Raw genomic sequence first — 325 nt, 5'->3', positions numbered from 1 at the left:
AAAAATGTCTCTAAGTACTGAAAAAAAAGCAGCAATCGTTGCTGAATTTGGTCGTGATGCGAAAGATACTGGTTCTTCTGAAGTTCAAATCGCATTATTAACTGCACAAATCAACCACTTACAAACTCACTTTGCAGAGCACAAAAAAGACCACCATGGTCGTCGTGGTTTATTACGTATGGTTTCTCGTCGTCGTAAACTTTTAGACTACTTAAAACGTACTGATCTTGCTTTATACCAAAGCACTATCGCTCGTTTAGGTTTACGTCGCTAATTTTTATTACGATAGTAAAAAATCAAGCCCTCGAATATCGAGGGCTTTTTT

General features: G+C 37.2%; 1 protein-coding gene. It reads left to right on the top strand.

What is annotated here, in order from left to right; translation table 11 throughout:
- The first annotated feature begins 4 nt into the window (after positions 1 to 4).
- Positions 5 to 274, top strand: a complete 270-nt coding sequence (rpsO, locus tag HMPREF2813_RS08265; RefSeq protein ID WP_005652821.1) for a 30S ribosomal protein S15 — start codon at positions 5 to 7, stop codon at positions 272 to 274.
- Positions 275 to 325: the final 51 nt, after the last annotated feature.

Origin of the sequence: Haemophilus sp. HMSC066A11 (assembly GCF_001811665.1) — a bacterium.
GTDB classification, from domain to species: Bacteria; Pseudomonadota; Gammaproteobacteria; order Enterobacterales; family Pasteurellaceae; genus Haemophilus; species Haemophilus influenzae.
The sequence above is the reverse complement of the archived record's forward strand: the minus strand, read 5'-3'. Positions and strand labels throughout refer to the sequence as shown.

Excerpts from the sequence above, each read along its gene's own strand:
- rpsO (WP_005652821.1), top strand. The coding sequence starts at position 5 with ATGTCTCTAAGTACTGAAAAAAAAGCAGCAATCGTTGCTGAATTTGGT.